We start from the raw sequence: 25,666 nt of genomic DNA, 5'->3' as shown, positions 1-25,666 counted from the left end.
CTACTATAAAATTGCTCGCTTATTGTTGATAAAATGAATTTATAGTCAATAACTTACATTGGTTTTGTGGTGGGATTTTTGTTAAATTTGATATTCTAATAAAATTAGAAAATAATATTTATATTTTAAAAATGAGAGTGCTTACGAAATCTAGATTTAAGCTTGGTCTTGAATGCCCTAATAAACTTTATTATACCAATAAAAAAGAATATGAGAACACAAAATTATCTGATCCTTTTTTAGAAGCATTGGCAGAGGGCGGTTTTCAGGTAGAGGAATTAGCTAGGATGCATTATCCAAACGGTGTTTTAATAGAAGGAAATGATTGGGATTATCAACATCTATGGGAACAAACAAAAGAACTTTTAAAATTAGAAAATGTAATTATTTATGAAGCGGCTTTTTTAATAGATGGATTATTTATAAGAACAGATATTTTAGTAAAAAAAGGAAATAGTATTGAATTAATAGAGGTTAAAGCAAAGTCATTTACTCCAGATGATGATTATTTATTAATTGGAAAAAGAGGAGGAATTGTTAGCAGTTGGAAACCTTATCTTTTTGACATTGCTTTTCAAAAATATGTTATCCAATTATGTTTTCCAAAATGGATAATACAATCTTATTTAATGATGGCTGACAAGTCAAAGAAAGCAAGTATTAATGGATTAAATCAATTATTCAGAATAAGTCGTAAAGGAGAAAACAGAACTGGAATTTTAAAAATGGTAAATTCAATTGAAGAAATTGGTAATCCAATATTGGGCCGAAAAAATGTAACTGAAATTATTCAAGCTATTGAAGATAATACATTCAAATATCATGAAAATCTAACATTTGTTGACTCAATTAATTTTTTTAGGGAATTATATCAAAAAGATGAATACGCTAATTGGAAAACCTCTTTTAGTACATGTAAATCCTGTGAATTTAAAAGTGAAGATGGTAAATTAAAATCTGGATTTAAAGAATGCTTCACTAGACAGCATAATTGGACTGAAAATGAATTTAATAAATCTAAAATTTTCGATATCTATTACTTTTTAAAAGGAAATAAATTATTTGATGAAGGAATTTATTTTAAAGATCAACTTTCAGAAGATATTATAGGTTTAAAAATTGAATCAGAAAAATTATCTACTTCTCATCGACAGTGGCTGCAAATTGAAAAAGAAGTTAATTCAGATAAAAGTATATACGTAGATAAAGATGGATTAAAAGAGGAAATGAGTAAATGGATATTTCCTTTACATTTTATAGATTTTGAAACAAGTACTGTCGCCATACCATTCAATAATAATTTAAAGCCTTATGAACAAATAGCATTTCAGTTTTCTCATCATATTTATTATGAAAATGGTAAAATTGAACATGCTAATGAATATATAAATAATAAAGCAGGAGTTTTTCCTAATTTTGAGTTTATAAGGGCTTTAAAAACTGCTTTAGAAAAAGATAATGGAACAATATTTAGATATTCAAATCATGAAAATTCTATTCTCAATTCTATTTATGTTCAATTGGTTGATTCAAATGAAGATGATAAAGAGGAATTAATAAAATTTATACAATGCATTTCTCATTCCAAAACTGAAAGTGCAACTAAATGGAAAGGTAAGAGAGATATGGTTGATTTATGGGATGTAGAAAAACGTTATTATTATAATCCACTAACTAAAGGTTCAAATTCTATAAAGGAAGTTTTACCTGCATCATTGAGTTCTAGTAACTATCTTAAAGAAAAATATTCAAAACCTTTAAATCAAATAAATGTATCTAGCAAAAACTTTCCTGATGATCACGTTTGGTTAGAAATTGAAAATGATATTGTAAAAAGTCCATACAAAATGCTACCATCTCTTTTTGATGGTTGGAGTGAGGAACAAATAGAAAATACATTGTCTGAGATTGAAAATATCGATAATGGTGGAGCAGCATTAACTGCTTATGGCAAGTTACAATATACAGATATGGAACAACATGAAATTGATGAATTGACTAATGCATTATTTAAATATTGTGAGTTAGATACTCTAGCTATGGTTATGATTTATGAACATTTTAAAGAGTTAATTAAATAGCTATGCCAAAAAATAAAGAAGCTTTAAAAAGATATAGAATTATTCATAACATCCTAAGAAGAGGTGGCAGACACAAAACTAATAGGATTGTTGAAATTTGTAAAAATGCAGGTGTTAAAGTTAGCATAAGAACAATTCAAAAAGATTTAGAAGATTTAGCAGAAGATACTGAACTAGGTTTTTTTCTTCCAATAAGAAAAGATGATAATACAAAAACTTATTATTATGAAGAAATTCCTAAAAGCATTTTTCCCTCTTTAGAACTAGAGCCAGAAGAAATAACGGCTCTACTATTCTATGATAAAACTGTTAGTCAGTATAAGGAGTATCCTATTTTTAAAGAAATTACAAATGCTGTACAAAAAGTTATAGATAATTCAAATATTGCACCTGAAATAAAAGAACTCTTTGAAAAAGAAACATTACTTGAAATTGAAAAACATCCACAAATTGGTGGAGTTGAATTAATTGCAGATATATTAGACGCCATTACAAAAAAGAAAGTTATAGAGATAGAATATCAAAGGTTTGATGATATAATTAAAACACATAAAATTAAGCCTATTTTACTGAAAGAGGATAAGCAATTATGGTACATAATAGGCAAAAACATAAAGTACGATAGTCTTATTACTCTTGCTTTAGATAGAATTATTGATGTCTCTAGTACAGAAGAATCGTTTAGTGAAGTTTTTTTTGATAGTAAAGAATATTTTAAATTTTCATTTGGCATTACAGTTCCCGAAGAAAAGCCTATTGATGTAATCATTTCTTTTAAACCTGAACAAGGTAATTATTTAAAAACCTTACCTATACATCATTCACAAGTTGTTGTCGAGGACACAAAAAAAAATTTTATTATTAAAGTATGTATTATTCCTTCTTATGAATTTTATTCAAAGATATTAAGTTATGGAGATACAGCCACTGTTTTATCACCAGAATCAATTCGATTAGAATTTGAGAAAAAATTTATAAATGCTGTAAATAACTACAAAACAGTGATTTAAAAATTATTTTTTATTATTTTTTATGACGCATATACACTGCGTCATGTCATCTTTTATTTGTAGCGTAAAATAATATTAACCTACAAATAAAGATGCTATGGCAAATTGCAACAAACTTTTTTTAGACTTTAACAAAGTCATTACTCCTTCAAATGAAGAAATGCAGAAAATGAAAACCTCTCGAGAAGCACTTGAAAAAAAAATTACTGCTAAACTCAGGGAGAAATTAAACATGACCCCAACTTATTACACGCAAGGTTCAGGTGCAAAGGATATGAAAACCATCATAATAAAAGAAGATGGTACTTACGATGCTGATAGAGGTGTATTCTTACCTCAAAAGCCAGAAGTAAGTGCTGATACCGTACAAAAGTATATTTATGATGCTGTAAAAGACCATACTGCAGATGGTGCTGAACATAGAAAAAAATGTATCCGAGTATTGTTTAAGTCAGCCTATAATATTGATTTCCCTTCATATTACGAAGTAAAAGATGAAGATTATGCATATATGGCTGTTAAAGGTAATGGCTGGATAAAAGATGATCCATGGCATATGGTTAATTGGCTGGCAAAACATAAGGATTCAAATGGACAGTTAGTTAGAATTATTAAATATTTAAAAGTTTGGTCATCCAAATGTAATTTTAAAATGCCCAGTGGAATAGCATTTGCCGTTTGGGTTTGTAATAATTTTTCTGAAAAATTAGACAGGGATGATGAGAGTTTATATGAAACTTTGAAAAGTATCAAAGCCGAACTTTATTGGAGCGTTACTTGCATTTCTCCTGTCGAGCCATTTGATGATTTGACATCAAAACTAAGTCAAGACCAAAAAGAGAAATTTAAAAAAGAATTAGACAAATTTGTTGATGATGCAAAAGACGCTTTAGATGAAAAAAATCAATTAGAATCATCTAAAATTTGGAGAAAATACTTAGGAGAACGATTTCCTTTAGGTGCTGATGAAGATTTAGACTCAAAAGAGCAAGCACTTTTATCTGCTGCATCACATGTTTTGAGTGGGTCGGCTTATTTAGATAATAATGGTAGAATTAATGATAATAGTGGAGTTGTACATAAACCACATAGAAATTATGGCGATTAAAAGGTACATTCCCATGCGTGGGATAAAAAAACATTTAGCAATATTTCTAGAAATAAGCTTATTGAAAAAACACTTTCCTTTTTTGAAATTTCAAATTAAAAATGGAAAATTAGTATGTTATGGATATTGTAAACCTTCAGAATATTCTCGAACTTATCATTATAGAATTGAATGGAAACCCGGTATTTCACCAAAGGTTTTTCCTGTAGATCCTCATATTGAATATGATGATGACATTCATATCTACAGAGAGGGTAATTTATGTTTATATTATCCAAAAGATTTTATTTACGATGCCAAGTCATCTCATATTTATGAAACAATAATGCCATGGACACATGAATGGTTTGTTTTTTATGAATTATATCAAATTAAAGGAAAGTGGTTACACCCCTATGTTGAACATAGAAAAATTTAAAAAATATGGATTTTACACCAAATATATTTATAGGCTCCTCTAAAGAAGGAAAAAAAGTAGCAGAAGAAATAATTAATCTCTTAAAAGGTTTTGCTGATTGCACTTTGTGGACAAAAGCTTTTCAATTAGGCAAAAGTAATTTTGAAAATTTAGAAGGACAAATTGCTTTTTATGATTATGCAATATTAATTGCAACAGCAGATGATGTAACAATATCTCGTAAAATAAAACAAAAAACAGTAAGAGATAATGTTTTATTTGAGTTTGGATTATTTACTGGTGGGTTGGGACCTACAAGAGTTTTTTATATTGTTGAAGAAGAAACTAAAATCCCATCTGACTTATATGGAATTACCTTACCATTTATTCCAAAGATTGGAAACCCTAACTTTAATGAAGTTATTACTAAGCAAGTATTTGAAATAAAAAAACATATAGAAAATAAAGAAAAAACTTTTGATTTAGGATTTTTGCCATCTACTGCCTTAGCTTATGGTTATTTTAACAATTTTGTTGAAAAAACAGTTAAACGTTTATTAGAAGATAAAGCTGATAGTAAAGTTTTTAATTTAAAAAATGGTTCTCAATTTAAAATTATAGATCTAAAATTTACAATATTAATTCCAAATGATTTGAGTGATGACATGTTTAATAAAGTTATTGCAAAACGATTAAAAGGAGGGTGGCAAAAATTAAAAGTTGAACCAAAGGATGTAAGAGATTATGATTTTTCTGTAGATGTTTCCAAAGCAGAAAAAAACTTATTACATCTGGTAGATATACCTCTAACACTAAATGCTTTAAATATGTCAATTGAAATTTATTCAAAAAAACAGCACTTGGGTAAATCTGTCAAAGAAGAAGTTTTAGAAGTTCATGAAATTAGAAATTTTAAAAGAACTTTAGAATATTTAATTAAAAAAAGTTCAATTGCAAGGGATATTGTTGATATTGAGATTATTGATATATAATTTCAATTTAGGTTTTTTTACCTACACAAAATTTTCAGCAAAAAGTTTTCGCACCCCTCTTTAGCTTTGCCTTTTTCATGTATTTTGCTCCCCTTTTTATGGCTTATTTTAAAAAGCGGTTAACCAAAATCAATTCGGGTTTGGTGGAGAAAATACCGTGGTATTTTACGATTATGCACTATGCTACTCGTGTGATGGCGGTGATGTGTTTGGTGTATATTGTGTTGGTGTGGTTGGAGGTGGTGGAGATTAGAGCGTAATGCTAAAATTGTTATATTTGTAATCAAACTCCTAAGCATGAACTACAAAATATCCTTTCAGGAAAGAGCCAGGTTAGGCATGGAGATGCTATCCAAAAAATCTCCCATTACTTTAGAAGAAGCAAGAGCACAAGCAAAACGTTTGAATCAAGCAAGTCAATCAAAAGTGAAGAAGTCGTAATGAAATCATTTGTCATCAATTAAAAAATTAAGCCACCTAACATCCCATTTGTATTATTACACTTTTTCTTCCTACATTTGCTCCATTATGAAAAACAGTAACCAACATAAAATGTACATTCTTTCGATAGAAAGTGATCGTTTATTCGGGCAAAATCCGAGTAAAGGGTTGGACGTTGGTATGGTTTTTACAACAAAAACGAATTGATTTTTTAGCTAAAAAAGCATTTATATACACCAACGTCCTTTGCAAAAAGGGCGTTTTTTTGTTTTATAACCGATTGAATATGAAAAAAATGAAAAATTATTTAAAAAAAAGTTTCACAACTAACCCAATGATTGCAATATAGTTTTGAAAAGTAACCAAATGAGAGACAGTCATTTGACAATTTCAACTCATCTGTAGGAATACGGAGCGGGTTTTTATTGTCTAAAAATAAGTATAAGTAACTGAAAATCAATAAAATAAATTGAAATTTTATTTGGAAGTTAGTTTTTTTTGACTTTATCTTTGCGGAGGAATTTTTGAGTTGGGAGTAGGGAGTTGGGAGTAGGGAGTTTGGAGTAGGGAGTATGGAGTTGGGAGTGGAGTTGGTAAAATAGTTAAATAAGTAAAAGAATAGAATATGAGTTATTCAAATCAAATAGAGCGTAAAAATAGTCTTCATCCAAGTGTGGCGTTTGGGGATAGATATAAACCGGTGCAAAAGTACAGGACGATGGGATAGTATATTCCCTTGTGATGATACGGAGCACCTTTGATGAGGTGCTTTTTTTATGGCTAAATTTTGAACTCAGATTTTAAAAATTAGAATAATTGGTAAAATTAAATCAGTTAAAATCAGTGTAATCCGTGGCGAAAAAATAGAACGCGGAGGAAACGGATTGGTTATACCAAACGCGGATTATTAAGATAAAAAATGATTTTGTAGCTCAACGGTAGAGCAATGGGCTGTTAACCCGGAGGTTGAAGGTTCAACTCCTTCCAAAATCGCACATAGTTCTGTAGAAAGGAACCGGCTTATTGGGGTTACTGGCTAACCTTCCCGACTGTCTCTCGGGAGAAACGGGTTCGATTCCCGTATAAGCCGCAAAATTGGAGAGTAGGTCAACTAGTGGTTCGTTGCGTCTGACTGCTAATCAGATTCACATTCGTGTGGTGAAGGTTCGATTCCTTTGCTCTCCGCATACGGTGTTTTTAGTTTATTTGGTAAAACGGCTGATTGTGATTCAGCAAAACAGGGTTCGATTCCCGAAAACACCCAAGGCTCTGTTCGAATAACGGTTAGTTCACTCGGCTTTCTACCGAGAGATAAGGGTTCGATTCCCTTACAGAGTACAAAATGGGAACAGTGGTGTACAAGGTGTGGCACGTTAGTTTGAAGCACTAAAGGCATTTGTTCGATTCAAATCTGTTCCACAAGTTGATGTTTAATTTAAATAAGTAAAGTGATGAGACCAGACATTTTAAAACGGTTTTTAACCAACACCGATGAAACGGGTAGATTTTTAATGAAGTCTAAGATAACCGGTATCATCTATTTTGTGGAACCTATTTATAACGGTAAAACGCCAAAATGGGGAGATGTAGATCCGGCCACTAAGCAAATCACGGGGAACTATGGTTCAAAATATACCGGAGCGATTACAAAAAAAGAATCCTTACTTACGGAAGAAAACGGATTCAAAAACATCGGTTATTTTAAAGGTAGTCCGTTTGGAGCGATTGATGCCCGGGATAAAGCACATCAAGAAGCGATGGGTTTATTGTAAATAGTGTTAGGAGAAATTTGAAATTTTTGTTTGTGATTAACGATTAACGATTAACGATTGAAGATTAACGATTGAAGAATAACGATTGAAGAATAACGATTGAAGAATAACGAATGAAGATTTTAGAATTAGAGGATACTAACCAAGTCCTGTTGCGTGTTTCTGTATAGCACCATTGTAGTATTCGTTTCGCTCAGGCGAATGATGTTGTACTGTGCAACTTGAGTTGGAGGTTTAGGTGGTTTTCCAAAAAATTGCCGACAAGGTCTCACAGGTTCGAATCCTGTTGCTACGAAAGTAGTATGGCGGAGTGGTCAAACGCACAAGATTTAGGCTCTTGAAGACTATCAGTTGTCGCGGGTTCGAATCCCGTACGCATACCGATGCGTTAGCTCAGTGGGTAGAGCACTACACTGTTCATGTAGTAATTCAGAGTTCCATTCACTCTCCAAAAGAATGAAAGAAAAAAAACGATTGGTCTTTGTTGGTGATGGGTTTAGCAATAAATCCTTCACACTCCAAAAAAGACCTGCATGAAGACGACGTTTTCGCAACTGTTTTTTTGCTTTTTGCTTTGCCTGAAAGAAATTGCTTTTTTCAGAAAATAAGACAGAAACCAATCTAATACTTGCGTTTACCTCCTTTATTCCGTCCTTTTTTTTGAGGACAATGACCAATGGTTTTTTATTAGTAAAAAGAATTAGTAAAGAATTAACCACATAGAGACATAGTTTTTTGGGCTTATTAAGGCGTTTCACTCCTTTAGAGAAAATCATAGCTTAAAAAAAGAAATGAAAGCGGTATAGCAATCAGGCAATTTGAGCCTTATGCCGAATAAATATGGGGTTAAAAATAACAGTAAAACAAAATCAAAATGATCAGAAAAATTACAATGAATGCCTACCAAGTGGGTTTGGTATTTAAAAACAGAAAATTAGAAAAAGTGTTGCAAGAAGGCGACCACTGGGTGTTTGGAAACAGGGAAATTAAGGTATATGAAATGAATCAATCTTTCGTAGCCCCCATCGAATTAACCCTTTTGTTACAAAATGATACCTTAGCTTCTATGTTGGAAGTGGTGGAAGTAGCCGATGCTCAAATTGCATTGTACTTTGTAAACGGTATTTTCAGTGAAGTATTGACAACCGGTAGGTATGCCTTTTGGAAAGGTTACAAAGCAAACAGTTTCATTTTGGTGGATTTGTCTAAAGTAACCATCACAGAAGCTGTCAATGAAGCACTTTTGGAAAACAGTAAGTTAAGACCCTACACCAGAAGATTTCAGGTGATGGAGTATGAAAAAGGTTTATTGTTTGTGAATGGTGCTTTTGTAAAAGAATTGCAAGCAGGTAGTTATTACTTTTGGAACAATGCTATTGCTGTAGAGGTTAAAACAGCCGACATCCGAATGCAACAAATGGAGATTTCAGGTCAGGAATTGTTGACCAAAGACAAAGCAACCTTGAGAATCAACTTCTTTGTGAGCTATCAATTGGTGAATATGACCAAAGCTTTAGTGGATAACAAAGCGTTTGACAAACAATTGTATGTGATGATGCAGTTGGTCTTGAGAGCCTTTGTGGGTGGTTTTACTTTAGATGAATTGTTGAGCAGAAAAGACAGTATTGCACAAGCCATCTTGGAGCAAACGGTGGAAAGAAGTGAAGCCTTGGGTTTGAAAATTTTAGATGCCGGTATTAGGGATATCATCTTACCCGGTGATATGAAAGAAATCATGAACCAAGTATTGGTAGCTGAAAAGAAAGCCCAAGCCAACAGCATCATGAGAAGAGAGGAAACTGCTGCTATGAGAAGTATGTTGAACACCGCCAAATTAATGGAGGACAACGAAATGTTATGGAAATTGAAAGAGATGTAATACGTAGAGAAAATTGCTGACAGAATTGGTGAAATCACCGTTTCCGGCAGTGGAAACATCATCGGACAGTTGAAAGACATTTTTGTGAAATAACCAAAACCCTGAGAATTATTTTTTCGGGGATTTATTAAAAACCTGGAAAAATGAAAGAAAATAATAACAACTCAGATTTTATGGAATTTTTGAAGATTGCTATATTGGTCATAAAAATTTTTGCTTTTATAATAAGTTGTAATCAAGAAAAATATGCTTCAAAGCCTGATCCGATTGAATTTGATGTAAATTACGGTTTAAAAGACGATACCGTTATACGCAAAGTAAAAGAGCGAATGAAAACAATAGATTCATTACGTACAGTAAATAAAAATAAATAATAAAATCGCTTTGAGCGATAGAAAAAAAATGAAAACAACAGAAAAAATAATCGTAATCGATTTAGAAGCCACTTGTTGGAACGGCCAAATACCGAAGGGACAAGTGAATGAAATCATAGAAATCGGTATTTGCGAATTAGATGCAAAAACCGGTATGATTTCCAAAAATAAAGGACTATTAATTAAGCCCGAACGATCGGTAGTGAGTTCGTTTTGCACGGAATTAACCACCATTACGCAAGAACTTTTGGATAAGGAAGGTGTACGTTTTGAAGAAGCCATAGAGATGCTTAAACAGGACTATCAACCCGATCAATATACTTGGGCCAGCTATGGTCAGTATGATTTAAACATGCTCAAAAAACAATGTCAACTTCTAAATGTCCATTATCCGCTGGGTAGCCATCACATTAATGTGAAAGAATTGTTCAGTGAAGTACGAGGTATGCATAAGAAAGTAGGCATGAACGGAGCATTAGCATTATTAAACCTTCCATTAGAAGGGACACATCACCGTGGAGTGGATGACGCCAGAAATATCGCCAAGATTTTGTATTGGTGTCTAGAACAACAATAAGCTACTTTTTAAGTGGCTTGTTTTTGTTTTATAATTTAGCAAAAAATGACTATCCTTTTTCTCTTTCATAAAATAATAAGTATAAATCATATCTTACTTTTTTTATATTTGTGATTAAATGATTTTGAAATGATTGTTGCGGTCGATGTTCATTATAAAGAAGCCTACGCTAAAACAGTATTGGTTTTGTTCGAAGATTGGTTGGATGATACTTATACTGAAATTTTAGAGGTTAACACATTTGAAGTGGCAGATTATGAGCCTGGTTTTTTTTATAAGAGAGAATTACCTTGTTTGTTACAAGCTTTAAAAAAAATTGATTTAAAAAATATTTCTACTATCATCGTTGATGGATATGTATTTACTGATAATGAATTAAAACAAGGATTGGGAGCTTATTTATATGAAGCACTTGAACAAAAAATTCCGGTGATTGGTGTAGCCAAAACTACTTTTCATGCTAATTCGGAAACAGTGGTTCCTGTTTTAAGAGGTGAAAGCAATAAACCACTTTATGTTTCTGCAATTGGAATTAATAAAGAATTAGCAGCCGAAAAAGTAAAAGCCATGCATGGTGAATTTAGGTTGCCCTATCTTTTGAAATTAATGGATCAGAAAACAAAAGAAATTTAATTGATGCTTAACAAAAAGCTCCCTTTAGCGGAAACTATTTATCAACTGCGAACAATTGAGCAGGCAATACTGTATGATACAATTCTTTCAATTTCAAAAGCGGAAGAAGAGGATACGATTTCTTTTTTACTAGATGAATATGAAAAAGAGAAATTGAATTATCCTTTTCAACCACCGGAATTTGAAACAAAAGCGGCTTTGTGGGCAGCCAAAACAATTTATTTTGCTACTCAGTTTTTGATTAATAGAAAAGAAACAGTTAAGGATTTTGACAATTTTTTACCAACTTATAACTCTGCAATAAATCCATCTGCAGTACTTTCTGCCGATTTATGTCTTCGTTTTCTACCATTTCTTCTCAATGAGTTTAGTTGCATTGATCCAGAAGATGTGGTGATTCCTATTTTGGAAGGTTTTTTGACCACTTTTCATTATTCATCAATTGGTTATGATTTAAAAACCGATTATCAGCAACTCAATTTAGACATTTTGAAACAAAATAATTGTTTAGAACAATTGTATTTGAACCGTATAACAGAAAAAAAAGCATTACCTTTTGTCGAAATATCATTTATAAAACAACGGTTAATGGCCAATTTTGGTGATTACCAAAAGGTTTTTTGGACAGATTTTGAACTTATTAACAATCGTGATTTATAAACCATTATGCATTCAACTGAAAAATTAAACGCTCTTTTAGCCCACGTTAAGTCAACTTTTATAGGAAAAAATGAAATTATTGATTTGTTAGGAATCTGTTTATTAGCCCGAGAAAATGCCTTTTTGCTCGGTCCTCCGGGAACGGCAAAGAGTGCCATTGTTCGAAGTTTATCGAATGGAGTAGAGGATGGAAAGAATTTTGAATACCTACTTACTCGTTTTACAGAACCCAATGAGATTTTTGGTCCTTTTGATATCCGAAAACTGAAAGAAGGAGAATTGGTTACAAATACAGAAGGAATGATGCCCGAAGCATCGATGGTGTTTTTGGATGAAATTTTCAATGCTAACTCAGCTATTTTAAATAGTTTACTGTTAGCTTTGAACGAGAAAATATTCCGTAGAGGTAAAGAAACTAAAAAGCTTCCCGTTTTGATGTTTGTGGGAGCTAGTAATATTTTGCCCGAAGACGAAGCTTTAAATGCTTTATTAGACCGCTTTCTTGTTCGTGTAAAATGTGATTATGTAGATCCTGATTTATTAAACGAAGTACTTTTAGCCGGATGGAAATTAGAAAATAATTCCAACGGAAAAGCTCCTACAATCAGTTCAACTGAAATTAGAGAATTGCAATTAGCTTGTCGTCAAGTCGATTTGTCTTCTATCAGAAAAGAATATGTAAATTTAGTTCATTCACTTCGAACGACAGGAATTAGCGTTTCTGACCGAAGAGCAGTTAAAATTCAGAACCTTATTGCAGCAAGTGCTTTTATTTGCGGGAGAAACAAAGCCTCCGTTTCCGATTTGTGGGTGTTAAAATACATTTGGGATAATGAAGAACAAATTGAAGTGCTGGAAGGCATTGTAAACCATGTTATTGAAAAAGATACACAAGAACAATCACATCCGCAAGCGATGTACAACAAAATTCCGCAAGCTGAAGAGGTGATGAAAGAAGTGAAATATCTGTCTGACAAGTGGAATGATTCAACCCTGTCTTTTGAAGAACAAAATGTGATTAAAGACAAACTTCGGTATGTACAAACTCGCTGTGATTGGATTAAAAATCAAGAACAGAAAAAGTATATTCAGGATGAGATTGAAAAATTTTGGCAAATCATTCTTAAAACAATTGCCTAATGTATTATTTGGAAATACAACGAGCGGATTCAGAACTTCTCGCTAGCATTAGGCATTGGGACAACCTGAAAGCAGCCATCAGTGATGAAATTATTCTCGTAAAAGATTTTACTGAGGAACAAATTCATTCGAGTTTACTTCGTCAAATTCCGGGTATAAAATTGTATGAGTTGAGGGAGCAATTACTTTTTTTTAAAGGAAGCTTGTTACCTTCAAAAAAATTGCCTTCCGCTTTATTGTGGTCACCAATTGCAAGAGCTTTGCCAATTCAATTGCCAAAATATAATTTAAACTTTTTCGGGATTCAGGAAAAAGTAATCATTAAATTGGTTCCTACCGATAATGTTAGAACTTCTTTTGCTTTGCTCAGTAAATTGGAAATTGTTGAAAAGAGTATTGTAGTATTACCTGAAATTAGGGTAAAATCGTTACAATGGGTTGTGTTAGAAAAAAGAGCTTTGTTTTTAGGAACGCCATTATTACCTTTTAAAGGTATTACGTATTGGCGATTAAACAATTTTTTATTACCAACCGGTTATGAATTTGAGTTGCCTCTGACTTCTGGAATAGTTGAAGATTTATTGAATCGAGGAAAAGAAAACTGGATTTTGGTTCAAAATGATAACAGTTGCATTGTAATACCAAAAAATGATTTTAAGCAATTGTCTTTGAGTTCGTTTAGGCTTTCAAATAAACAAGTATTTTAATGGATTATATTCGGTATTTTCAAACGTATAACGACTATTTCTGGACACTAAATCATTATCAAGATGATTTTGGTGAAACGCAATATGTTTTTGAAATACCAAACGGAACAACGATTGCATACAGTAATTATGTTGTCGAGGTTTTGCAATTACTTTCAGACGAATCGATTCCGCCGCTGGGTTCGTTGCTTTTAGTGATTGCCGCAACAAATCCGGATAGTCAAACTTCCATTGCTTTGATAGAAGAATTTACTAAATCTACAAAAACAGTTAATTCGTTTCCCAATGCCAATTTGAGTAATGTGGCTCAAACATTAGATTTTTTAAAATTATTGGCTGAACTTCCTTCAGAATATAAATCAGGAGACAAACGTATCTTACTTTTTAAAACTATTTTTCATGATTGTCATAACCGATTGACACGCGAAAAAGCTAAGTCAATTTTGACCGATTTTGAAAAAAATGCATTTGATTTTTACACCGATTTAAAACCAATTTCATTTAATCAGGCAAACTTTGTCAAAGATTTCAGAACTATTGCGTTACTCAAGCACCAATTTCCTTTAGTATCGTCACTTTTAAAGGCTTTAACGGGTTTACCGGACGAAGAAATTTCGGCACAATTTGAAGAAGATTTATTAGAACTAAAACAACCCTCCAAAAAGCCTACGGAGTTTGTTGAGGATTTGATTGAAAATCCAAAAACATTTCAGGTTGGCCGTTTGATTAAACAAATTTGGTCCGGTTTAAACATTCCTTTACATCACAATGTGCCAAGTCATCAACCTATGGGAGGCGTTTCAGATTTAACAAACAAGGGAGATTTTGATCGATTATTGTTGTCGGAATTCGCCAATGATGAAGATGTGTTTATGTCGAGGATTGCAAACAATGAAGCGTTGTATATTCTTAGAGAAATTCCACCACAAGACACGAAAAAAACTAGAATTTTATTAATCGATTGCTCACTAAGAAATTGGGGAAATCCTAAAATAATTTCGTTTGCCACCGCAATTGCTATCGCTATGCACCCCAAAACAGATATTGCTTGTGAAGCTTTTGCTTTGGGAGATACGTATAAAAAAGTTGATTTTGAAAAAGTATCTCAAGTTATTGAGGGTTTAAATCAACTCAATGGAAAGTTAGATTGTTCAAAAGGTTTACAAGCTTATTTTGATGAACAATATAGCAATGGATCTGCTCTTGAAATAATGATTTTAACTACGCCAGACACCTTGAATTCGCTTGATTTTTTACGCGTTATTAATGAAAATTATGACCGTATTAATTTTCTTATTACAACGGAAAGTAATGGAATAATAGACTTTTATAAAATCAAAAATAAGGCTCGAAAACACGTTCAAAAAATTAAATTAGATCTTTTGGATCTTTGGGTTAAAAATAAAGTAAAAGGTAAAATAACATTTAGTCAAAATTCAAATGAAAAAGTACCAATTTATTATCCCTTAGAACGCGATTATCACGCAATAGCATTGTATAAAAATGAATTTTATATTTTTTTAAATGGCAATCTGCTCACGTTTGTGGCGAATGGATTCGAAAAAGGATTCCGAATGGTTGCACAAGGAATACCTTTTCGAAGTAAAAAATTCATGTTGAAAGAAAATACTAAAGGAGAACTTCTATTACTAGTTTTAGAAAAAGAAGATGGCATGTTATATTCCTGTAATTTAGATAGTAAAGAAATTTTATCTAAACCATTTAGTAAAGCAATTTCTTTTGTTGGATTAAATTTTTTTTCAACTCAAAATAACGTTTATCTTACTAATTCTGAAGATTATTGGGAAATCGGTGAAGATTTAGAATTTAAAAATTTTGCTTTTAAAAAAATTATTTCACATCAGCAGGACTCGTATATAACTACTTTATATGACTTCATAAATTCCTATAAACAAGATTATAATCGGTACAATGTTCTTCGCAGAATCAATACTTGTCAAGTCAATTTGAGAAAAGGTTTGTTAGAAATTAATAATTATAATTTTTTTAATAATTCGTTCATAAATACACAAAATCTTAATAGTGATTCATTTGATAGATTTGAAAGTAAATCAAATTTGATTCTAAAACGGGTTGGTCCGGACCGAATTTCAGTTATTCGATTGTTAATGACACGTTTAAATTATTCGTTTCATGAAAGTCAATCTATTTTAGATAAAGATCTGCCGGTTATTCAGGAAGACATTATGCATCATGAAGCAGAAAGTTTAAAGTATGAGCTCGAAAAAATAGGAGCAATTTGTTACATCGAAATGATTTATTTCTTTTCAGAAGATGGCAGTACTATTAAAAATAACAATGGGATATTAGAATTGGTAAGTAGTTCCGAAATTCCAAAAATATACATTCCGTTTATTGTAAACAGACCAACTGCAATGAGCACGGATTTAGAATTTGCAGGTAATGAGTATTTTTTACCCGAAAATAGCACACTTACGATTATTTCTGTTGATGAGTTTCATCAAAAATATTTAAAACCGTTTGTAAATCATATTAAGGATTATGTTTCTTAAGCTAAAACCAAGTCATAAAAACGTTCATTCGCTTCGGGGAATACTTATTAAAGGTTCTTCTCCATTGACATGGTTAAAAGCGATGGATGATTTTCAATTGAATTTAGCTGCAGTACAATGTTATCCAATTCCAGATACAAAAGCAAACGAAATATATGGTTGTTTGGTCGTGATTTCTTCATCTGATTTACAATCTATCAAGCAATTTAATCAGCATGTTTGTGTTCAATTAATAGAAAATCGTCTTTTTATACCTGCATTTTCAACTATTTCACCATTGCTTTCAGCTGAAGAAATTCAAACTGTTTTTAATCGATGTCTTCATTTTTTGCATCCGGAATTAGGATTAGTTGAACTAAACGAACCGATTGATTGGCGAATGATTTTAGAACCATTTCGATCGATTAGTATTGCAATTGAACAACCTCATTCAGGTGTGTTTATTCCTAAAAGTATTCAGTCTTTCCGTCTAGAAATAGATGCTAACAAACTACTAATGGAAATTGAAAAACCGTTAACAGAGGAAGAAAAATTAGCGAAGTTACCATTCAATCTAAAGAAATTAATGGCAGGCAATGAGCGTGAAATGGAAAAGTTTATGGCATTTATGGAAAAAAATCCTGAATTAGCCATGAAATATGCTTTACCACTTGATACATTAGGAACTGGCAGAGGAAGTTTGATGGGTGAATTTAATTTTGGCGGTGGTTTTATGCAAAGTTTCATGGTCTTTTTTGGCGTAAAGAAAACATCGGGATCAGGTATACGTTCTTATTTCAAAGGATTTTTAAAGATTTTTTGGAGTTTATTTTTCACGGCAATTTTGCTCTACTTTTTGTTTTCGCTTGTTAATGGTGCTTCCTTGCATGAAATAGGTTCTTTACCAACTGTTTCATCCAATTTTTGGAATGTTTTTATACTCGTTGTTTTTTGTACTATTCTTATTGGTTTGTTTATTAAACTATTTTTAAATTCAAATTTTAGTATATCAGGTAATGCCAAACCATTTTCGAGAGTAGCTATGGTATTTATTCTATTTGTGGTACTTTTTTATCTTTTGATGCCTATTTATAGTTTATATGGATTTACTAAATGGTATGTTTTAGGTACTTTAGTAATTATAGGCGTTCTTTTGTATCGATTGTTTCATGCAGATAAAGACATTTTTGGAGATGAATAAAAAGTATCAATCTTTTGAAGATAAAGTGTTTGCAGTGGTGGTAATATTACTTTTAATTAAGGTAATTTATATTTTGTTGAGCATTGGTGATGTTACAAGTGTTCAATTTATGAATTCTTTTTTTGGAACATTATTTTTTGGTATTCTTATCTTAGTGTTGTTGAGAGGTTTTACAGGTAATTTTGATGATTTTTTTTCAGGTAATGGTGATGGATATGATTCTTCTGTTTATATAAGAGAAAGTGTTTTTGATAAAATAGCTCAGAAATACAGAGATTTAGCTGAAAAAAATATTCATGAAGGAAATTATCAAAAAGCAGCTTATATTTATTTAAAACTATTAAAAGATCCTTATACCGCCGCGAGTACACTTTATGATGGTGGTCATTACTTAGAGGCTGCAGCAATAAATCTTAACTATTTAAAAAACGAAGAACGTGCTGGTGAATGTTTTGAAAAAGGAAAATCGTATTCTGAAGCTTTAAAATTATATAAGAAACTAGAATTGCATGAAAAAACAGGCGATGTTTATTTGCTCATGAATAATCGTAAAGATGCTTTAATTTACTTTGAAAAAGCCATTACTTCTCATGTAAGTTTAAAACAATATATTAAAGCCTCATTAATTTACCAATTTAAAATTGAATCCTTTAGTAAAACCCAGGAAATGCTTATGAATGGCTGGGATGAAAATGCCGATGCTCAAAATTGTTTACAACATTATTTCGATAATATTGTCAAGCCTGAAACATTATTAACTGAAATTCAATCTGTTTATGAAAATAAAACGACAGAAAGAAATTTGGAGTCGTTTTTACAAATCATCAAACTTCAATATAAAAAAGATGAAGCCCTACAACAAAAAGTAAAAACCATTAGCTATGAAATTATTGCAAAATTGATTGACCAAAAACCTGAAATATGTTCCGAATTAGCTTTTTTTAATCAAGATAATGTATCGATAACTAAGGATATTTTGAAATTTAAATTGAACAAAAAAAGGAAATAACACATTTATTCCCCCATCATTTTTACACCCAAAATATGTTTGCATATTCCACGTTTGCCCTGATAGGTTGTAAACCAATCGCAGGTGCAATGTTGGTTTTCACCATCAAGAATTACTCTGTGAGTTACACCAGTTCCTTTTACGTTGGCTTCGATGTAGTTATGTCTTTTGGTAATGATTTGAATGTCTTCGTTATCGATAAGTTTTTTGGCATTTTTAAGTCTTGGGTTTAGACTTAGAATACGTTCGGTTTTAAAAGGTAATCGTCTGTAAAAATGATTGCGGTTTTCGATATCATAACCTAATAATCCCATGGAAGATAAACTTGCAGTTAGATTTTCCATCGTACCAAAATCGATGTCGTTTTCTATAGAAAGCATTGTTGGGTCGAATGATTCGTTTGATTTTAGTAAACTGTTTAATCCATAAACCCATTCTATAGGAAGATTTTCGGTCATGTTTTCCAATGCTTTGCCTTCGCCCGAAAAACCTCGGTAGGCATCAGGAGAAAATGCCATCAGCAATTGCATTTTTCCAAATTCGCAAACCGCAGCACAGGTTTCTTTGTCTGATGATTCATAGAAATAGATTTTATCTACTATGGGCAAAATGCCTTCTAATAATCGCAAGCGGTGAACACCTCCAATTCTAACACTATCAGGAGTTTCTAAAGTTGAGAACATGAATTTACCTGCTCGTTTGGTTATATGAAATTCGCCTTTTACATTTCCTTTTGGGAGAGTTTGAAACAGTTGAATAGTTTGAATTTTATTGAGTTCAAACTTTTTATCCATATCAGCTAAGTACAATTGCACGCTAGTTAATCCTTTTATCCAGCGTGGAGGAAGCGTTACTTTCTTTTCAACCACTTTGGCTTTAGTAGTAATTACTTGAACATCATGTTGCCCAACAGCTAAGGTTACTTTTTCATTTTTTTGAATGGCGTTTAAGGCATTCAACATGGGTTCGTTAAAATCGACATTGGTGGTTCCAGATGCAATAAATTCTCCATCAATAGCTTCGGGTTTCATATCTAATCGAACATAAACACCATTGCACGAAGAAAAACCTTCAAAACGCATTCGTTCTGCTCCAGCCGAAACAATTGGATCTCGAAGACTTGGTGGAATTGGTCCAAAACTTGAGCGAACTACTTTAGCAATAGTGCTCCAACATTTTGCAGTGATGTAAGGTTCGGTTAAACTACCCCAAAAGAAACATGGAATGTTGTTCACTTCTTCTATTTCTGTTTGGTGTGCCATAACCAAATTATTGATTCCTTTGGTTTTACTTATAGTTGAAACACTTTGGTATTTATATAGTAAATCGTTCATTGTTATGAAATTAGAAGTTGTTTGATAAGTGGTTTTAGCGAATTGTTTTCTTTGTATTTTTCAAAGAATTGTAAGCTTTCAGCCGAAGGTTTTTGATTGGTTTTAGCCATAACATCTAAATAGTTTTCAACCAATTTTTTAAAGTTAGTTGGTAGTTTGTCACTTAATTCTATTCTTTTAAATATTCCATCTAAAATTAAAAACAAAGCCGAATTGTGTAATGGAGAAACATCTTTTAAGACTATAATTCCATCTATTAATCGCAATAATACGCCGTATTTATTAGTAATAAGATAGGCTAGTTTATCAGAAAATAAATTGACATCTATGTTTTGTTTTTCAACAAGATTTATAATTATTTCGGAAGCTAAAAGACGAATATCTTTTTTCTCTTGAAAGAAACAACAAGCGAATACTAATAATGATGTAGTATCAAATTGGAATCCCGGAATATTGGTAACATTTAAAAAACCTTTTAATTCATGGTTAGTTCCATCAGCAGTTTTACAGTTTTTTAATAGTAAATAGGCTAATGGCTCGTTATTTTGTGGCATAAGACTATTCCAATAGTAGGCATTGTCTTCAGTATTTAACACATAATCAGAATGCCAAGAGTATTTTTCTTTTTTTGGATGTAAATCAAGATTGTAAATAAAATTTTGAGGGACATTTTTTTCTACAGGAAGTTGGTAGGTCAATTCCATCCATGACGGTGAACGTTCGAGCTCTTTGGTCTGATAGTTTTTCCATTCGTTCCATTTTTCTTTGAAATGTATTTTTGGTGCAAATGGTTTTGAAACAAAAGGAATATCATTTAAAGTTGTTTTTTCAAATTCTTCAAAGGTTTCATTTGGAAAATAAGTTCTTGCTGCAACTGCCCATAGTGCTAATTTTTCGGAATCTTGATTTGGACCAGCTACTTTTTGAAATAACTTTGACAATACAGAGGACGAGTTGACTTTTAGTTCATTAGAAACTCCTAAACTGTATGACATTAAGTCTTTCATTTCAGTATGTAGTTTTTCTAACAATGGAATTGCCTCTTCAACATTTTCACGAGGCATTCTGCTGATAGCAATGCTCAAATCAACTTTATCAATTGTTTCTTTGGCGGTTTGATATTGAATTATTCGTTCCAAAAGCGTTTTAGGTTCTACCCAATATGGTTTATGCGTTGGGAAAGAAAGTAACGGAAGTTGTGAGCCTTCACTATTTTTTTGAAGTGCTTTTTGAATTAGTGGTTTTATCAGTTTGAGCGTATTGAGTGTAATTAGTTCTTTGTCATTTACTTTATAGACAAAATCTTTGTTGGGAATTTTATTGACTAATAAACTTCTAACGTATGTTTTTAAAATACTTGTAAAATAATTGTTTTCTAATTGTTTTAAATAGGGTTGAAGTTGTTTGGTATAATCCGAAGGAAACAAATGCCTTTGAGCAATAAATACATTTACTAAAATTTCAGAATCAATTACATCATCAGATGAAATAAAGCGTCCAATTAAAAACAGAATATCATTCCAAACTTTTGGAATTTCAACTTCTTCAACTAAAACCTTCACTTTTTGATTGTTATAATGATAATGCTTTAGTGAAGATTCGTCAACAAGTAAATCTTCTTCACTTAAAAATTTACTTAAACTTGTTTTAATGCTTCCTTGCATGAAGCTAACATAAGAAGCTAATTTTTCGGATAGAACAGCATCTTTTTCACTTCCTATTTTTAAAAGCAATTTGGTGGCTCTTTCCTGAATATTCAAATCTGAGATAACATAAATATCTGCTATTAATGATGCAATTGGTTTGTTTAATTTTGGATTGGCTTTACTTAATTTTTCCAATATCATTAAAGTGCTTTTAATTGCAGCTTTACAATCATTTCGCATCATCAAACCTTCCAACCATTCCAGATATGATTTGGTTTTAAATTTTGGATGGTCATATAATTTCTTTACTAATTCCGCACCATAATTAGCAATCGTAGGATTGGGATTGTGGAAGAAAGTAAAAATATTTTCTTGAAATAGAATTAAGTCTTCGGAAGTAACATTTATTTCTTCTAGTAATTTTCTAAAGAAGAGTTTTAGATTATTGTTCCATTCTTTGGTTTGAATCAAAATAGCATTTTCAACAAATGTCTTTTTGTCTAATTTACTTTCTGAAATTAATTGGTTGAAAAGTAAATTCCAAGTATTGAATTCTCTATAACTTGCATTTGGTGTTTCTCTAAAAGTACTGTTCTGAATGTTGGTTTCATAGTCATATAATAAAGGAATATCCCTTTTAACAGCCTTATCATCATTAAATAAATAGTCAACAAATTCTCTTGGTTTTGTTTTGCCGTGCCAACTATTAAATCGGGATAAACATAAAGCAAATAATTCAGGGTTAAACGAGATAAACCCACTATCTTCAAGATAACGAAGTACTTTGTAGTCAAAATTTTGCCAATCATTTTTTTTAAATCTATCTAAAATATAGGTTTCAATCCAGTTGGGTTTAGCCCAATTAAGAACGTCTAAAACAACAGCAGAAACCTCTATTTTTTCTAAAACATTTAGAGCTTCCTCAAAGGAAAGAATGTCTGTTTTGTCAAATGTGGCTATGGCACTGAGTGTAATGATTTCATTCATTTTTTCATCGCCACGCATTCCCCAACTCCAGTTATTGTCTTTTGTTTTTTTATAGCCAGGTTCAAGTGTTAGGTCAACATAGGTCATCCAATAATGCTTATTCTTTTTGATATGTTTGCGAATAGCTTCTAAATTTCCTTTTGTATTTTTTTCTAAAAACGGAAGGAGTAAAGCACTATTCTTTTGACTAATCATATAGTCATATTCCTCTAATATTGCTTTCACATTAGTAACTTTTCCTGTTTTTGCATCCACTTTTTCAGGAATAGTAACTTCACCATTTTCAGAGTATCCTTTTTTGATTTTCTCTGCTAAAAGTTTTTCTGCGGCTTTCAAACAATCTTCATTAGTTTCAAATGTTTTGATTTGAGATACACCAGAAGTTCCATTTTTTCCGTAGGTAACAGTGTATTGATTCCCATTAACTTGAATTTGCCAAAATTTATTAGAATTTCCGTCAATAAACTTGAGATGTTTATTCATATAAATATAAGATTATAGCGATATTTTTTAAATAGTAAATATCGAAATTATTTATTGAATTAAATAAATGATGCTGCTTTTTGTTTGTTAATTTCAAAAAATATTTACTGAAAATTCATTTACCTTCTTTTTTGATTCTTCTATTAATTTGCATAGATTTGATTTCTATAAAAACACAACCTTATGTTTGGCATAAAACACATCAAATTTGATTCAATGACTTATGTTCTTCATTTTTCTAACGGGAAAATTTCGAAAGAAGGAAGAGGACTTTCATTTTTTTATTTTGCTCCAAATAGTTCGATTGTTGCGATTCCGATGGGAAGTAACGATTTGCCGTTTATTTTTAATGAATCAACCAATGATTATCAAACAGTGACAATTCAGGGACAAATAAGTTATAAAATAAGCAATCCGAAGACATTAGCCGATGTGCTGGATTTTACGGTTACAGACAACGGACAATATAAAAAGAATGATATTGAAAAATTGAATCAGCGTATAATCAACGAAGCACAAACCGCAACATCTTCATTTATTCATGAAATTAAATTAAAAGATGCCATTCGATCTGCCAAAACGATAGAAGATAGAATTTTAGAAGGTTTAAAAGTATCACCTGCTATTACTATGCTCGGAATTGAAATTTTAGGAGCTAATATTTTGGCCATTCAAGCCACACCGGAAATGGCAAGAGCTTTAGAAACAGAAACACGTGAAAAACTGCAACAAGAAGCAGATCAAGCTATTTATGAACGAAGAAATTTTGCTGTTGAACAGGAGCGTAAAATTAAAGAGTCAGAACTAAATACCGAAATTGCTGTTGAAGAAAAGCAAAAACAAATTGCAGAAAAGAAAATGGAATCGGATGTTCAAAAAGCAGACAATGACAGAAAACTTCGTGAAATGAAGTTGGAAGCAGATATTGCAGTTGAAAACCAACGAAAACTATTAATTGAGCAACAAACAACCAACGATAAAAAAGAAGCAGAAACAAAAGGTTTTGTTTTAGAAGCAACTTTAAAACCTTATAAAGAAATGGATTGGAAGATTCTAACAGCACTCAATAACAATCCCGATCCAAAGTTTAATATTTCACTTGCTTTTAGACAACTTGCTGAAAATGCAGATAAAATAGGTAATTTGAATATTAGTCCAGAACTTTTGGATTCTATTTTAAGTGAAAAGCGAGAAAATAAATAATGAGTATCGAATACGCCATAATTGTTAAGAATAAAACCCGACTTGAGGCTTTAATTGAACGATTTAATACAAAAGCTCAAGCTAAATTTTATATAGAAAGTCTTGGTGGAAATTTTGATGATTATGTTCTAGAACATGAAACTTTTCATTATGAGTTGGTTCAATTGCAAACGCGTCTTTCAAAAGTTGTAAAGAATAAAACTATTGAGCGACAATTTCTTCCTTCGTTTTTATTTTCTGATAATAATTTGATTGTTGTTATTGGTCAAGATGGTCTAGTAGCTAACACAGCAAAATATGCTAGAGGATGTCCAATTGTAGCAGTAAATCCTGATAAAGACAGATATGATGGCGTATTGTTGCCATTTGACACTTCTAATTTTTTGATAGGTGTTGAACAAGTTGTATCTAAAAATTTTCAATCAAAGACCATGCGATTTGCACAAGCAAAGTTGAATGATGGGCAACGACTTTTGGCTTTTAATGATTTGTTTATTGGAGCTTCTACGCATGTTTCAGCTCGTTATAAAATTACTTTCAATACATTATCAGAAGAACATTCATCAAGTGGATTAATTGTTTCTACACCGGCAGGTTCTACAGGTTGGTTGAGTTCGGTTTTTAATATGGCATATGGTGTTGCAGGAATGTTTGAAAAAAATTTGAAACCCAAAAGACCCAGATTAAAAGATAATGAATTGTTGTTTGCTGTTCGTGAACCTTTTCAAAGTATTAGAACGCAAACCGGAATTATGACGGGTATAATTAAAGGACAAAATCAGTTAACCATTGAATCTCTAATGCCTACAGGTGGAATTATTTTTAGTGATGGAATTGAAGCCGATTTTTTAAAATTTAATAGTGGTGCTATTGTTACCATTGGTATTGCAACTGAAACAGCTAACATTGTTTTGAATAGGTAGAGTTAAATTCCATCATAATTTTTTAAATTATACAATACTTATAAATATCAATGTGAGTATTGGAATTGAAAATGTAAAATATATTCCGAACCCTTTCAGCATTATAATTCCCATCAACAAAAACATGAAAAATTTGATTTTGTATGTGATGATTTTTTTCAATACTAAACACTCAACAATCCACCAACAATACTTGTTTTATCTTCAATTCAAAATTTCTTCATCATTTCATAAGTTCTACAAACCGCTTCTGAAGTTACGAAATTCTGCATTCTACTTTAATTAAATCAATAGCTTCAAACGAAGGCATTTGCCCTTTTAACCGCACCAATCCTTTTGTGTGGTTCTAGCTAATCAATAGCGTTTTTTTCTATTTGAAATGAAAGGAACAAAATAAGTAAGCACTACCTAGAAAACCATTCTGAAGCATTTTATGTATTCAAAAGCTATACGAAAGGATTCGTGCGGTAGCCTTTAGATTTGTTCATTGAAAATTTTGTAATTTTAATAACAACCAAAACTGACAAAGTAAACCATTTGCGGTAGCAAAGATTTCAGACTTATCCCCCGATCAGGACTTTGTCAGTTTTATTGAA

Annotated in this window: 22 protein-coding genes and 6 tRNA genes; 26 read left to right on the top strand and 2 right to left on the bottom strand. The window is 31.6% G+C overall.

Features of this window, described 5'->3' with window-relative positions; translation table 11 throughout:
- Window positions 1-131: 131 nt before the first annotated feature.
- The 24 genes from EQG68_RS01725 (at window position 132) to EQG68_RS01625 (ending at window position 18,494) form a co-directional block, all read left to right on the top strand.
- On the top strand, window positions 132-2,081 hold the full coding sequence (locus EQG68_RS01725) for a DUF2779 domain-containing protein (RefSeq protein WP_129463062.1): 1,950 nt from the start codon (window positions 132-134) through the stop codon (window positions 2,079-2,081).
- 2 nt (window positions 2,082-2,083) lie between these two features.
- Window positions 2,084-3,091 carry a helix-turn-helix transcriptional regulator gene (locus tag EQG68_RS01720; protein ID WP_129463061.1) on the top strand — a complete coding sequence of 336 codons (1,008 nt, stop codon included), beginning with the start codon at window positions 2,084-2,086 and terminating at the stop codon, window positions 3,089-3,091.
- Between the two features lie 97 nt (window positions 3,092-3,188).
- Window positions 3,189-4,199, top strand: coding sequence for a cyclic GMP-AMP synthase DncV-like nucleotidyltransferase (locus EQG68_RS01715; RefSeq protein ID WP_129463060.1), 1,011 nt, complete (start codon window positions 3,189-3,191; stop codon window positions 4,197-4,199).
- A 13-nt stretch (window positions 4,200-4,212) separates the two neighbouring features.
- Window positions 4,213-4,617: a hypothetical protein gene (locus tag EQG68_RS01710; protein WP_129463059.1), complete on the top strand. Its 405-nt coding sequence runs from the start codon at window positions 4,213-4,215 to the stop codon at window positions 4,615-4,617.
- Between the two features lie 5 nt (window positions 4,618-4,622).
- The gene (locus EQG68_RS01705) at window positions 4,623-5,588 is read left to right on the top strand and encodes an STING domain-containing protein (RefSeq protein ID WP_129463058.1); all 966 of its coding nucleotides are present in this window, start codon (window positions 4,623-4,625) and stop codon (window positions 5,586-5,588) included.
- Between the two features lie 98 nt (window positions 5,589-5,686).
- Window positions 5,687-5,848 (top strand): hypothetical protein, encoded by a 162-nt coding sequence (locus EQG68_RS14980; RefSeq protein ID WP_164975364.1) that lies wholly within the window; start codon window positions 5,687-5,689, stop codon window positions 5,846-5,848.
- A gap of 37 nt (window positions 5,849-5,885) precedes the next feature.
- Window positions 5,886-6,029, top strand: coding sequence for a hypothetical protein (locus EQG68_RS14975; RefSeq protein WP_164975363.1), 144 nt, complete (start codon window positions 5,886-5,888; stop codon window positions 6,027-6,029).
- Between the two features lie 921 nt (window positions 6,030-6,950).
- Window positions 6,951-7,022 (top strand) — tRNA-Asn (locus EQG68_RS01700).
- Between the two features lie 24 nt (window positions 7,023-7,046).
- Window positions 7,047-7,119: transfer RNA gene (locus EQG68_RS14970), tRNA-Asp, on the top strand.
- 7 nt (window positions 7,120-7,126) lie between these two features.
- Window positions 7,127-7,214: transfer RNA gene (locus EQG68_RS14965), tRNA-Ser, on the top strand.
- 6 nt (window positions 7,215-7,220) lie between these two features.
- Window positions 7,221-7,291 (top strand) — tRNA-His (locus EQG68_RS01695).
- Window positions 7,292-7,295: 4 nt separating this feature from the next.
- Window positions 7,296-7,367, top strand: a tRNA-Glu gene (locus EQG68_RS01690).
- Window positions 7,368-7,480: 113 nt separating this feature from the next.
- On the top strand, window positions 7,481-7,801 hold the full coding sequence (locus EQG68_RS01685) for a hypothetical protein (RefSeq protein WP_164975362.1): 321 nt from the start codon (window positions 7,481-7,483) through the stop codon (window positions 7,799-7,801).
- 304 nt (window positions 7,802-8,105) lie between these two features.
- Window positions 8,106-8,175: transfer RNA gene (locus EQG68_RS01680), tRNA-Leu, on the top strand.
- A 500-nt stretch (window positions 8,176-8,675) separates the two neighbouring features.
- Entirely contained in the window at window positions 8,676-9,680 is a 1,005-nt protein-coding gene (locus EQG68_RS01670; protein WP_246011605.1) for a slipin family protein, read from the top strand.
- Window positions 9,681-9,823: 143 nt separating this feature from the next.
- A complete protein-coding gene (locus tag EQG68_RS01665; RefSeq protein WP_129463055.1) occupies window positions 9,824-10,054 on the top strand; it encodes a hypothetical protein in 231 nt (76 codons plus the stop codon).
- 28 nt (window positions 10,055-10,082) lie between these two features.
- Window positions 10,083-10,631, top strand: a complete 549-nt coding sequence (locus EQG68_RS01660) for a 3'-5' exonuclease (protein ID WP_129463301.1) — start codon at window positions 10,083-10,085, stop codon at window positions 10,629-10,631.
- Window positions 10,632-10,760: 129 nt separating this feature from the next.
- Window positions 10,761-11,264 (top strand): endonuclease V, encoded by a 504-nt coding sequence (locus EQG68_RS01655; protein ID WP_129463054.1) that lies wholly within the window; start codon window positions 10,761-10,763, stop codon window positions 11,262-11,264.
- 3 nt (window positions 11,265-11,267) lie between these two features.
- A complete protein-coding gene (locus tag EQG68_RS01650; protein WP_129463053.1) occupies window positions 11,268-11,924 on the top strand; it encodes a hypothetical protein in 657 nt (218 codons plus the stop codon).
- A 6-nt stretch (window positions 11,925-11,930) separates the two neighbouring features.
- On the top strand, window positions 11,931-13,064 hold the full coding sequence (locus EQG68_RS01645) for an AAA family ATPase (protein WP_129463052.1): 1,134 nt from the start codon (window positions 11,931-11,933) through the stop codon (window positions 13,062-13,064).
- Window positions 13,064-13,771 (top strand): hypothetical protein, encoded by a 708-nt coding sequence (locus EQG68_RS01640; RefSeq protein ID WP_129463051.1) that lies wholly within the window; start codon window positions 13,064-13,066, stop codon window positions 13,769-13,771. The genes EQG68_RS01645 and EQG68_RS01640 overlap by 1 nt, the downstream gene beginning before the upstream one ends.
- Entirely contained in the window at window positions 13,771-16,305 is a 2,535-nt protein-coding gene (locus EQG68_RS01635; protein ID WP_129463050.1) for a ribosomal protein L7/L12, read from the top strand. The genes EQG68_RS01640 and EQG68_RS01635 overlap by 1 nt, the downstream gene beginning before the upstream one ends.
- Window positions 16,295-17,485: a hypothetical protein gene (locus tag EQG68_RS01630; protein ID WP_129463049.1), complete on the top strand. Its 1,191-nt coding sequence runs from the start codon at window positions 16,295-16,297 to the stop codon at window positions 17,483-17,485. The genes EQG68_RS01635 and EQG68_RS01630 overlap by 11 nt, the downstream gene beginning before the upstream one ends.
- Window positions 17,478-18,494 carry a tetratricopeptide repeat protein gene (locus EQG68_RS01625; protein WP_129463048.1) on the top strand — a complete coding sequence of 339 codons (1,017 nt, stop codon included), beginning with the start codon at window positions 17,478-17,480 and terminating at the stop codon, window positions 18,492-18,494. Before EQG68_RS01630 ends, EQG68_RS01625 begins: the two co-directional genes overlap by 8 nt.
- Window positions 18,495-18,499: 5 nt before the next feature.
- On the opposite strand, the gene EQG68_RS01620 is transcribed toward EQG68_RS01625, so the two are convergent.
- Both EQG68_RS01620 and EQG68_RS01615 read right to left on the bottom strand, forming a co-directional pair.
- A complete protein-coding gene (locus EQG68_RS01620) occupies window positions 18,500-19,828 on the bottom strand; it encodes an SWIM zinc finger family protein (protein ID WP_129463047.1) in 1,329 nt (442 codons plus the stop codon).
- A gap of 2 nt (window positions 19,829-19,830) precedes the next feature.
- Window positions 19,831-22,944 (bottom strand): DUF6493 family protein, encoded by a 3,114-nt coding sequence (locus EQG68_RS01615; protein WP_129463046.1) that lies wholly within the window; start codon window positions 22,942-22,944, stop codon window positions 19,831-19,833.
- Between the two features lie 183 nt (window positions 22,945-23,127).
- On the opposite strand from EQG68_RS01615, the gene EQG68_RS01610 reads away from it, so the two are divergent.
- Together EQG68_RS01610 and EQG68_RS01605 are read left to right on the top strand one after the other, a co-directional pair.
- Window positions 23,128-24,147, top strand: a complete 1,020-nt coding sequence (locus EQG68_RS01610) for an SPFH domain-containing protein (RefSeq protein WP_129463045.1) — start codon at window positions 23,128-23,130, stop codon at window positions 24,145-24,147.
- Window positions 24,147-25,070: an NAD(+)/NADH kinase gene (locus EQG68_RS01605; protein ID WP_129463044.1), complete on the top strand. Its 924-nt coding sequence runs from the start codon at window positions 24,147-24,149 to the stop codon at window positions 25,068-25,070. Before EQG68_RS01610 ends, EQG68_RS01605 begins: the two co-directional genes overlap by 1 nt.
- Window positions 25,071-25,666: the final 596 nt, after the last annotated feature.

The organism is Flavobacterium piscinae (assembly GCF_004122145.1).
In the GTDB taxonomy this organism is placed as follows: Bacteria; Bacteroidota; Bacteroidia; order Flavobacteriales; family Flavobacteriaceae; genus Flavobacterium; species Flavobacterium piscinae.
Note: the sequence above shows the minus strand (reverse complement) of the source record. Positions and strands in the feature narration are given on the sequence as shown.